We start from the raw sequence: 11,342 nt of genomic DNA, 5'->3' as shown, positions 1-11,342 counted from the left end.
GCGGCGCAGTCCGTTCGGCGAGCTGTTTCAGGCCAGCGGGCAAAGCACCCGGGGCCCAAGCAAATTCCGCAGTGAGCTGATGACTGCGCCGCACGATGTCGTCCAGCCAGGGCGCGCCGATGATCGGGATGTAGCCGGTGTAGGTGCGGTCGTACCGCAGGATCGTCTCGAAGGCGTACGCGCCTTCGTCGGGTGTGATCATCAACTGGCTGCCCTTTTCGGCCAGGAACGTGGCCCGCCCTACCTCGGCCCACGCGCCCCACGCCAACGTGGTGACCGGAAGTCCCTGGGCGGCAAGCCAATGCGCGAACGCGTCGACCCAGGAGCTCGCGGCCGCGTAGGCACCCTGGCCGGGCGATCCCAGCAGCGAGGCTCCCGAGGAGAACACACAGAACCAGTCCAGCGGCTGACCGATACTCGCGCGGTGCAGATAGTAAGATCCGAAAGCCTTTGGCGCCCAGTCACGGTCGATGATCTCGTCGGTGATGTTGACCAGCGTGGCGTCCTCCACCACCGCCGCCGAATGCACCACGCCGCGCAGCGGGAGACCGGTGGCGGTCGCGGCCGCCACCAACCTGACCGCGGTGTCGGGTTCGGCGATGCTGCCAAGCTCCACCACGATGTCGGTGCCGGACTTGCGCAGGCGCTCGATCATCTGCCGCGCCTTGGGGTTTGGCGCCGACCGTGCGGTCAGCACCAGCCGCCCGCATCCCGCGGCACTCATCTTCGAGGCGAAGTACAGGCCCAGGCCACCCACGCCGCCGGTGATGATGTAGGCGCCGTCGCTGCGGAACACCGGAACCTGCTCCGGCGGCACCACCACACTGCTGCGACCGGTGCGCGGCATGTCGAGCAACAGCTTGCCGGTGTGTTCGGCGTTGCTCATGGCCCGCACCGCGTTCGACGCGTCGGCCAACGGGTAGTGCGTGGTCTGCGGCGCGGCCAACACACCGTCCGCGGTGAGCTGGAATACCGTCTTGAGCAACTCGCGGACCCGTTGCGGCTGCAACACCGACATCAAGGCAAGGTCGAGGTAGTAGAAGGTCAACCCGCGGCGGAACGGGTAGAGCCCGAGCCGGGTGTTGCCGTACACGTCGGCCTTACCGATCTCGACGAACCGTCCACCGAACGCCAGCAGTTCCAAGCCGGCCCGCTGGGCGGCCCCGGTCAGCGAGTTCAGCACGATGTCCACGCCGTAGTCGTCGGTGTCGCGCCGGATCTGCTCGGCGAACTCGATGCTGCGCGAGTCGTAGACGTGCTCGATTCCCATGTCGCGCAACATCTGCCGCTTGGCGTCGTTGCCGGCCGTGGCAAAGATCTCCGCTCCGGCGTGGCGTGCGATCGCAATGGCCGCCTGTCCCACTCCGCCGGTCGCGGAATGGATCAACACTTTATCGCCGGCTTTGATGCCGGCCAGTTCGTGCAGCCCGTACCACGCGGTGGCGTTCGCGGTAGCGGACGCCACCGCCTGCTCGTCGGTCAGCGCGGCCGGAAGCGTGATCGCCAGGTCGGCGTTGCAGGTGAGGAAGGTACGCCAGGCACCGCCTTCGGCGAAGCCGGCGACTCGGTCACCGACCTGATGACCGACCACGCCCTCACCGACCGCAGTCACCACGCCGACGAAATCCATGCCGGGTTCTGGTTCGCGGTCGTCGACCACGGGGAACTTCCCAAACGCGATCAGCACATCGGCGAAGTTGATCGTAGACATCGTGACCGCGACCTCGATCTGGCCGGGTCCGGGTGAAACACGTTCGCAGGAAACAAGTTCCAGCGATCCCAGATCACCCGGTGCACGAACGTGCAGCCGCATGCTCTCGGTCTCGTGGTCGATGACGGTGGACTTGCGGTCACCATGGACCAGCGGCGACGGGGACAGGCGGGCGGTGTGCCAGTCGCCGTTGCGCCAGGCCGTTTCATCCTCGGGCGAACCACTGAGCAGTTGCGCGGCCACCTGCTCGCCCGCAGTGTGCTCGTCCACATCGATCTGAGTGGGTCGCATCAAATGCACCTCACTGCCGATCACCCGCAGCAGTCCGCGCAATCCGATGTGGTCGAGATTCAACTGGTCGTCGGAGCGCACCGGCAGGGCTCCCCTGGTCACCACGAAGAGCCGGGGCAGCTCCCCCTCCAGTTGTGCAAGTTCCCGAGAAAGGCGAGTCAGGTGCCGAACCTGCTCGCGCCCCTGTGTCAGGGCGTCCTCGTCTGTCTCGCTTACCCTTGGGCCACAAAGGATTACCACGCCGGAGAAACTGCGGGTGTGCAACTGGCTGCGCAGCGGCTCCACCTGCGCTCCGTGCGCAAGTTGCAGGTTAAAGCACTCGGCGCCTTGTGATTTCAGCGCGTCGGTCAACGACGCGACCAGCATCTCCGCGCCGTCGGAGGTGTCGATCAGCAGCCACGAACCGGCCTCGTCCGTGTCGACCTCGGGCAACGTCCGTTGCTGCCAGTCGATGGTCAGCAGCCGCTCGTTGAGCACCCGGTCGCGTTCCCCTCGTTCGGTGGTCCCGGTGCCCATCCGCAGCCCACGCACGGCCAGCAGCACGTTGCCGTTCTCGTCCAGCACGTCGAGATCGGCCTCGCCGCCACTCGCGTCCGCTCGGGTGACCCGTCCGTAGCAGTAGTGCGCGTTGCGCAACGGTCCGTAGGCGCGCAACCGGTTCACCCCCAGCGGCAGCAGCAACCCGGAAGTTGCCCCGTCCGCGCCCGAGACACCGGCGGCGACCGACTGGAAGCAAGCATCCAGCAACGCCGGGTGCACGTCGTAGGCAGCGTGCTGGAAACGAATCGACGCCGGCAGCGCGACCTCGGCCAACACGGTGTTGCCGCCGGACTCCGTCGTGTGCGCGACGGCCAGTCCGGCGAACGCGGCGCCGTGCGCCACACCGCGTTCGACGAACGACTCACGCAGTTCGGAGCCCTTCACACTGCGCGGATGCGCGGCCAGCAGAGCAGCGATGTCGTACGCGCGCGGTGCGGGTTCATCGGACGCGGCACGCAGCGAGGCGGTGGCATGGCGCGTGTTCTCCCCGTCCACCGCCGATTCCACGACGAAGTCCACGAGGCCAGGCGCTTGCAGCGAGGCGACCGCATCGATCGGAGTTTCGTCGTCGAGCAAAAGCATCTGCTCGAACACCACGTCACGGGCCTCGGCGGCGTCGCCGAAGATCTCCGCCGCGGCGGCCAGCGCCATCTCGCAGTACGCGGCCCCCGGCAGCGCGGCGACGTTGTGCACCTGGTGGTCCTGCAGCCATGCCAACGTCGCGGTGCCGACGTCGGTCTGCCAGACGTGGCGTTCGGGTTCCTCGGCTAGCCGCACGTGCGAACCCAGCAGGGGGTGCACGGTGACTGTGCAGGCGCCCTGGGCCTGGCTGTCCTGTCCCGCGGAGTCGATGAACAGGTGCTGGTGACTCCATGCCGGCAACGGCGCATCCACCAATTGACCAGCGGGGTACTGCACCGAAAAGTCGATCGCGGCGCCGGCGCCGTGCAGATCGGTCAAAAAGCCGCGCAGTCCGTGCGGCAGCGGTTGCTCACGCCGGACCGCGGCCAGGGTGGCCACGGTCATGTCCAGGCTGCGGGCGTTCTGGTCGACGGCGTGGGTGAGCAGCGGGTGCGGCGACAACTCGGCGAAAACCCGGAATCCGTCGTCCAATGCGGCCTGCACAGCCGCGGCGAACTGCACGGTGTTGCGCAAGTTGTCGACCCAGTAGTCGGCATCGCACACCGGGGACTCGTGCGGGTCGAACGACGTCGCCGAGTAGTACGGGACCGTGGGCGTCATCGGCTCGAGATCGGCTAGCGCTGCAGCCAATTCGTCGAGGATCGGATCGACCTGCGGCGAGTGGGACGCCACGTCGACGGCCACTTCGCGTGCCATCACGTCCCGTTGTTCCCAGCGCGCGACGAGTTCGCGCACCTGCTCGGTGGCACCGCCGATCACCGTGGACTGCGGCGACGCCATCACCGCAACGGCCACATCATCGATGCCGCGGGCCATCAGCTCCGAATTCACTTGCTTGGCAGGCAATTCCACCGATGCCATGGCACCCGAGCCAGCGATGCGGGCCATCAACTTCGAGCGCCGGCAGATGACGCGCGCCCCGTCCTGCAGCGAAAGCGCCTCGGCGACAACGGCGGCCGCCGTTTCACCCATCGAATGTCCGACGACCGCGCCCGGTCGCACCCCGTAGGTCTGCGCCATCGCGGCGGCCAGCGCGACCTGGATGGCGAAAATGGTGGGCTGCACCTTGTCGATTCCGGTCACCGTCTGCGGCGCGGTCATCGCCTCGGTTACCGAGAATCCCGATTCCGCGGCGATCACCGGCTCGAGTTCGGCAATCTTGGCAGCGAACACCGGTTCGCTCGCCAGCAGGTCGGCTCCCATCGCGGCCCACTGCGAGCCTTGCCCGGAAAACACCCACACCGGCCCCCGGTCACCGTGGGCCACCGCTGCCTCGTACGGAGTATCGCCGTCGGCCACGGCACGCAGACCCTCGGCAAGCTCCGAAACGGTGGCGGCCACCACCGCGGTGCGCACCGGCCGGTGGGCGCGCCGGCGCGCCAGCGTGTAGCCGAGGTCGGTGGGATCCACCGAGTCCGAGTGGGTTTCGACCCACTGGGCAAGACGTCGCGACGTTTCCCGCAACCCCTCGGCCGACGAAGACGACAGCGCGAACCAAAGAGGCCCGTCAGACTCGCAAGTGGTGGCAGGCGCGGGCTCGGGGGCTTCCTCCAAAATGGCGTGCACGTTGGTGCCCGACATCCCGAACGAGGACACCGCCATTCGCCTCGGCTGCCCGTCACCGTTGCCCGGCCAGGGCGTATTCTCCTGCGGCACAATGATTCCCGTATCAACCGCGGCAAGTTCGTCGGGCAACCGGGTGAAACCCACCAGCTTGGGCACCACGCCGTGCCGCAGCGACAGGATCGCCTTGACCAGACCGATCGCCCCTGCCGCGGATTCGGCGTGGCCCATGTTGCTCTTGACCGAGCCCACTGCGCACTGGTTGCCGTCGGAACCGTAAACCCTTGTGAGGCTTCGGTATTCGATCGGGTCGCCGACCGGTGTGCCGGTACCGTGCGCCTCGACCGCACCGACCGTCTCGGGTTCCACGCCAGCCGCCGCCAACGCGGCGCGGTAGACGGCGACCTGAGCTTCCTCGGACGGCATCGTGATCGTCTCGGAGCGACCGTCCTGATTGGACGCGGTGCCGCGGATGACAGCGAGGATCCGGTTGCCGTCGCGCACCGCGTCGTCCAGCCGCTTCAACAGCACGATCGCGCACCCTTCCGAGCGCACGAACCCGTCGGCGGCGACGTCGAAGGAATGACAGCGACCGGTCGGCGACAGCATCCCCTGCGCCGAGCAGGCCACGCTGCCGTCGGGTTCTAGCAACACCGAACAGCCCCCGGCCAGCGCCATATCGCTTTCACCCTGATGCAGGCTGCGGCACGCGAGATGAACCGCCGTCAGACCCGACGAACAGGCGGTGTCCATGGTCAGCGCCGGCCCCCGCAGGCCCAGCAGGAAAGCGATCCGGCCGCTGGCGACGCTGTTGTTCAGGCCGGTGACGGCGTATGCGCCGGCCAGACCGCCGGCCCCTTTGGTGAGCAATAGATAGTCTTCGTGCGTCAGCCCGGCGAACACACCCGTCGAGGTTCCGGCCAGGTCCGCCGGATCCAGACCGGCGTGCTCGATGGCTTCCCACGAGGTTTCCAGCAGCAATCGATGCTGGGGGTCGATCGAGATCGCCTCCCGCTCGGTGATGCCGAAGAACTCGGCATCGAAGCCCGCGGGCTCGTCGACGAAGCCACCCCAGCGCGACACGGTCCGGCCCGGCACACCCGGTTCGGGGTCGTAGTAGGCGTCGGCGTCCCACCGATCCGCGGGGACCTCGGTGACCAGGTCGTCACCCCTGAATACCGACTCCCACAGCTGGTCAGGTGAGTTGATTCCGCCGGGAAGCCGACATCCCATTCCGATCACCGCAATGGGAGTGACACCTGTTTCCATCGCCTTAATACCCTCGTCTCAACTCAATCGGCGCTACCCGACCACATGATGTTTTTTCGATGCTTTTCGATGTTGTTTCCATGGGCAACTGCGTGGGCAACTTCAAGGGCGCAGCGCTGCTGCGACCGGAAAATTCGCGCTGACCCGGACCGACACCGTCTCGGCAATCGAGCTTAGACGCCCCTATTGACCACCGAGCCCAAACAAAGCGAATTCTCAGCTATCTACCCGCTCGGCAGCAGCAAAATCGCACGTCAGCGCGCTCGTCCAGGCGATTCCGTGCCTGCTCGCGCACCGACGCCGGTAACGTCATGCCCATGAGTGTGCGTTCCCTGCCCGCCGCGCTGCGCGCGAGCGCCCGTCTGCAACCCAATGACGCGGCGTTCACGTACATCGATTACGAGCAGAACTGGGACGGCGTTGCGCACACCCTCAGTTGGGCGCAGTTGTACCGGCGCATGATGAACATGGCGCGGGGACTGGCTGAGCACGGTTCGCCCGGTGACCGTGCGGTGATATTGGCGCCCCAGGGCCTCGATTACATCGTCGCTTTTCTCGGCGCATTGCAGGCCGGAATTATCGCGGTGCCGCTTTCGGTACCCCAAGGGGGCGCCAGCGACGAACGGGTGACCTCGGTCCTGCGCGACGCGGCACCGGTCGCCGTTCTCACCACGTCTGCAGTCATAGACGATGTGACACAACATGTTACGGCTCATTGCGGCGCAACAGTCCCGAAGATCATCGCGGTGGACTCGCTGGATCTGGACGCCCGCGTGGGATCCGGCGGTGCGAACGACAGTTATCCCCCCATCGCCTACCTGCAGTACACCTCGGGGTCGACCCGCACCCCGGCCGGCGTGATCATGTCGCACCAGAATCTGCGGACCAATGTCGAACAATTGATGGCCGGCTACTTCGCCGACGCCGATGGAATAGCCCCACCGGATCTGACGCTGGTGTCCTGGCTGCCGTTCTACCACGACATGGGGTTGGTGCTGGGCGTGTGTGCGCCGATTCTGCTGGGCGCTCCCGCGGTGCTGACCAGTCCGGTCTCCTTCCTGCAACGTCCGGCTCGCTGGATGCACATGCTGGCCGACAACACCTCGCCGTTCTCGGCGGCACCTAATTTCGCCTTTGAGCTTGCGGCCAAAAAGATTTCGGACGACGACATGGCCGGCCGCGATCTCGCCAATGTGCACACCATCCTCAGCGGCAGCGAACGGGTGCAGCCCGCGAGTATCAAGCGCTTCACCGATCGATTTGCCCGGGTCAACCTTGCAGCCAACGCGATTCGCCCTTCCTATGGCCTGGCCGAGGCGACCGTGTACGTGGCGACCAGCAGACCGGATCAACCACCGAAACTCGTCGAATTCGAATCCGACAAGCTGGCTGACGGCCAGGCGAAGCGGTGCGCGACCGGCAGCGGCACACCGCTGGTCAGTTACCTGGTCCCGCGAGCACCGCTGGTGCGCATCGTCGATCCCGATACCTGCACGCCCTGCCCGGACGCCACGGTGGGCGAGATTTGGGTGCACGGCGACAACGTGGCCGCCGGCTATTGGCAGCGGGCCGAGGACAGTGAGCGGACCTTCGGTGCGACCATCGTCGGCGCGTCCGGGGACACACCCGAAGCGCCCTGGCTGCGAACCGGAGACTCGGGCTTCGTCATCGACGGCGAATTGTTCATCATCGGGCGCATCAAAGATCTGCTGATTGTCTACGGGCGCAACCACTCTCCCGATGACATCGAAGCGACGATTCAGGAAATCACCCGAGGACGGTGCGCCGCGATCGCGGTTCCCAGTGATCGCAGCACCGAAAAGCTGGTCGCTATCATCGAATTCCGGAAGCCGCCGGAGAGGGACAGGGACTCTTACGCGGACCGGCTGGGCGAACTCAAGCGCGAAGTCACCTCGGCATTGTCGAGCTCGCATGGCCTGTCGGTCGCGGATCTTGTTGTGGTACCGCCCGGTTCGATTCCGATCACCACCAGCGGCAAGGTCAGACGCCGGGCGTGCGTCGAGCAATATCGCCAAGACCAATTCGCCCGCTTGGACGCTTAGTCACATCGTGTCAACCGACGGCAATTCTCGGCCATCCCGGCTCGCCAGCATTCTGGTTGTCGCAGCCTGGATTGCGCTCGCGGTTGCCGCCAATATCGTGGCGGCCGTCGTAGGGGCACCGTCCCCCCATGCGCAGACCGCCGCCGAGCACCAAATCGCGCAAGCGTTCCCGGGGACCGGCACCGATGCCATCGCGTACCTGGTGCTCGACGGCGCACCCGCTGCCCGTGACCCACTCGGTCCCGCCGATCAGCAGTACTACGACGCGGCCGTCAAGGCCTTGCGCGCCGACACCGCGCACGTCGGATCCGTCCTTGACTGGTGGTCGGACCCGCTGATGGTCCCCATGGGGACCAGCGCCGACGGGCGCTCTGGAATGGCACTCGTCTGGTTGCGAGGCGAGGCGGGAAGCGGCAAAGCCCGCGAATCGCTGGATGCCGTCCGGTCCGTGGTACGCAACCTGCCCCCGAGCCCGGGATTGCGTGCGCGCATCACCGTCCCGGCGGCGGGTGTGGGCACTTCGTTCGGATTGTCCGCGTGGCAGGCGGGCGCGATCGTGGCCGCGGTAGCGGCGATCGCGCTGCTGCTGGTGTTTCGGGCGGGACGTTCCGTTAGGTCCGTGGCTGGTGTGTTGCTGACGATCGGTCTGTCGTTCGCGGTGGCCTGGCCCTTGCCCTGGTGCGGTTGGTTGGTCGCGACGCTGGCCGCGGCACTGATGATCGGGGTGATCGCCGCGTCGACCCTGCTGGTCACCGGCCAGGATCGGCCGCCAAGTCGGCATAGTTACCGCGAGATGCTGCCCGCCCTGGCGGCCCCCGGAGCGGCGGTCACCCTACTCACCGGCCCGCTGCTGTTGGCCCGAACGCCTGGGGCCCACGGCCTCGGGCTGGCGACGCTGGGTGTCGTTGTGGCACTTGGCGCTTCGCTCACGCTGCTTCCCGCCGTGCTCGGCGAATGGGCTGAACGGCCCGCGGCTAGACCGATTCCGGTGCTGAGTCGGGTGGCCCGGCCCGCGCTCGTCGTCGCGCTGGTGTTGGGGATCTGTGCATTGCCGCTACTCGGAACGCATTGGGGCGTCGGGGAATCCCCGGTCCGGACGAGCAGCGCGCATTTCTCGCCGCACAATCGACTACCCGACGTGCTCATGGTCAAGGCCACCCATGACCTTCGGGACCCGGCCGGCCTGATCGCCATCGACGCCCTGAGCCGCCGGCTGATGGATATTCCGGGCGTCCGCAAGGTGCAGTCGGCGGCCTGGCCGGGCGGTGTTCCGTGGGCAGATGCCTCGCTGAGTTCCGCGGCGGGCAGACTCAGCGACCAACTGGATCGTCAGGCCGCAACCTTCCTGCCGCAGGTGACCGCCATCAAGACCCTGGGATCGGTGCTCGATCAGGTGTCCGGGTCGGTCGACGAGCTCGAGGCGAGCGTGCGCGCCGGAGTCGGCGGACTGACCCAGCTGCAGCAGGCCATCAACAGCGTGGTCTCGGGCACCAGGAACATCAAGGACACCGCCGCCGAAGCGTCGGGCTATCTGGATCCGGTGCGCGGTTGGATGAGCGGGGTCCCGGACTGCGCGGCCGACGTCCTCTGTTCTGCCGTGCGCAAGGCGATCGATCCGTTCGACCGGGTGATCGCCGACGTCACCGTGCTTTCCGAGGGCGCGGATCGGATCGCCGCCGGATCGACCAGGGCGACCGGCGCCCTGTCCGCCACGCCGCGCGCGGTGGCGCAGATGCGCTCGGCGCTCGGCCAGTTGCGCTCGTTCGTACCCACCTTGCAGACCACGATCGAAAGCACCATCCCGCAGGTAGTCCAGCTGTCGGCGTTCCTGAAGAACCTCAGCGTCGACTTCGCCAATACCGGTGAAGGCGGCTTTTACCTCCCGCGCAAGGCGCTGGCCGACCCGTCCTACCAGCATGTCCGGCAGACCATGTTCTCCTCGGACGGAACCGCGACCCGGCTGCTGGTGTATTCCGACACGACCAGGCTGGATCTGGATGCGGCGTCGCGCGCCCAGCAGATCGAAACCGCGGTGACCAATGCGACGAAGTACGGCAGCCTCGTCGACACCGAGACCGCCTTGACCGGCGGCGCGCAGGCGGCTGCGACGGTCCGCGCCGACCTTGACCACGACGTCACGTTGCTGGCCGTCACGATGATTGCGGTCCTCGTACTGGTCAGCGCGTGGCGGGGCGCTGCGGGCGGTGTGCTGGTAGGACTCGGCACGGCCGGCGCGTTTCTGGCCGGCTTGGGTGTCGCCGCTGCGTTGTGCCAGTACGTGTTCTACCGCTCCCTGGACGCGGCGGTGGTGCCGGCCTCATTCGGCATTCTCGCGGCGTGCGGTGTCCCTTACCTGGTTGCGGCTTTGGCGCCGGCTCGGCAATCCCTTGCGCCGCTGGTGGCAGCCGGCGGCGTGCTGGGCGTCGGCTTGGCGTTGGTGGGCGCGGGAGGCAGTATCGGCCAGGTCGGCGTCGTCGTGGTGATTGGGTTGGTCGCGGTGACAGCGGTGGCGCAGATCGGTGCTAATCCAGGTTCACGGGTTCATTCCACTTCGACAGTGTGACCTGAACCGACCCCGAGCCCAGATCGACACTGGCCCGGACCAGTCGGTGCGAACCATCCTGTGCTATCCACACGGTCGCCGGTCTCGGCTGCCGAGCGCCCGGATCGATGCTCTTGACGGCGTCGGTCGGCAGCGTCCCGGTGATCTTGTTGGTGTTGATTCCGTCGATCACCTCGGTGCCCTGCGCCTGCAGGTTCGTCACGCCGGAGAGCATTTTCGCCACGCCGTTGGTGGGATCGAGCAGGCGCGTTGCCGACAGGTCCGCGACCGAACCCAGGTTGGTCCAGTCGTCGAACAGTTTCACCGAGATGTTGTCGTCTTTGATCCGGAACGGGACGTCGGCCTGGCCGTTGTAGGTGCACGAGCCCTTGGCAGTGAGCGGGTTGGCCCGGACATCGACGTCGGCATTGGTGATACCCAGCATGCTGTCGACTTGCCCGTTGGTCCGGACGGACAGATGGGCGCTGGTCAACGCCTTGGTCGCGTCCACCGACTGCCGTACGTCGGCCATCAGCGGCGAATCCGTCGTCGGAGGCGCTGGGCTCTCGGAATCCTTTGGCGCAGAGGCGCATCCGGCTAGCCAGAGCATGGCGCTCAGTGCCAGCACTATGGCGGCCGTGACACGTGATCCCATCATTTCCTCGTCTCAGCTTTATCGGGGTGGCGGCTTGGCCCGGCGCACGAATTGCCCAGCTTAGTA

General features: G+C 66.8%; 4 protein-coding genes. 2 read left to right on the top strand and 2 right to left on the bottom strand.

The features are described from left to right. Window positions 1-6,016: sulfolipid-1 biosynthesis phthioceranic/hydroxyphthioceranic acid synthase (gene pks2, locus A5634_RS04885; RefSeq protein WP_081290200.1), on the bottom strand; the 6,016-nt coding region annotated here is incomplete at its 3' end. Window positions 6,017-6,333: 317 nt separating this feature from the next. Between pks2 and A5634_RS04880 the strand changes: the two genes are divergently transcribed. Continuing rightward, window positions 6,334-8,079, top strand: a complete 1,746-nt coding sequence (locus A5634_RS04880) for an AMP-binding protein (RefSeq protein ID WP_065142952.1) — start codon at window positions 6,334-6,336, stop codon at window positions 8,077-8,079. Window positions 8,080-8,086: 7 nt separating this feature from the next. Next, window positions 8,087-10,642 carry an MMPL family transporter gene (locus tag A5634_RS04875; protein ID WP_065142951.1) on the top strand — a complete coding sequence of 852 codons (2,556 nt, stop codon included), beginning with the start codon at window positions 8,087-8,089 and terminating at the stop codon, window positions 10,640-10,642. Here A5634_RS04875 and A5634_RS04870 read toward each other — a convergent pair. After that, on the bottom strand, window positions 10,602-11,279 hold the full coding sequence (locus A5634_RS04870; RefSeq protein WP_437339941.1) for an LppX_LprAFG lipoprotein: 678 nt from the start codon (window positions 11,277-11,279) through the stop codon (window positions 10,602-10,604). The genes A5634_RS04875 and A5634_RS04870 overlap by 41 nt on opposite strands. Window positions 11,280-11,342: the final 63 nt, after the last annotated feature.

Source organism: Mycobacterium asiaticum, assembly GCF_001673365.1.
Lineage (GTDB): Bacteria > Actinomycetota > Actinomycetes > Mycobacteriales > Mycobacteriaceae > Mycobacterium > Mycobacterium asiaticum_A.
This window is presented reverse-complemented; position numbering and strand designations above follow the sequence as displayed.